Genomic DNA, 523 nt, shown 5'->3' with positions numbered 1-523 from the left:
CGCCAATGGTTGTTTTCATGATCAGCTCATACGTCCCTGCCTTTTCAAAAGCAATTTCTGCATAACCTTCTGTACTTTCTGTAATGATCGCTTCTTTAGGCAATAGCCATTCTACAGTATCAGGCAAGGGATTACTTACATCGACCAGGATAAAGCTTTCTGTAGCAAAAAGATCAGATGGCACGACAAATTCCGGTAGAATAGCCTGGTCTAATACGACTACATCAATACTACTATTTATTTCGCACCCTAGCGCTGTGGTTACTGTAACACTATAAAGTCCGGTTTTATCTATAGTGATCTGGGAATCTTGACTGCTAAACCCGTTATCAGCCTGCCACACATAGCGAGCCATCGGATCGGTAATAAAAGCATCGACTGTATGGGTTTGATCTTTACATAATACTTTGTTATCACCAAGGTCAACATTATAGAGCAGCGAAGGATCACTGATGGTTACAATACGTTCTAAAAAGGGATTGATCAGTGCACACAGATTTTCATCGATAATATTCAGAGTATA

At 40.2% G+C, this 523-nt stretch carries 1 pseudogene; it reads right to left on the bottom strand.

Annotation, left to right across the window (positions count from 1 at the left end):
* Positions 1–523, bottom strand: a pseudogene (locus tag ACJRPK_RS17495) (hypothetical protein); the annotation flags it as partial.

It is taken from the genome of Aquimarina sp. 2-A2 (assembly GCF_045505135.1).
GTDB lineage: Bacteria > Bacteroidota > Bacteroidia > Flavobacteriales > Flavobacteriaceae > Aquimarina > Aquimarina intermedia.
This window is presented reverse-complemented; position numbering and strand designations above follow the sequence as displayed.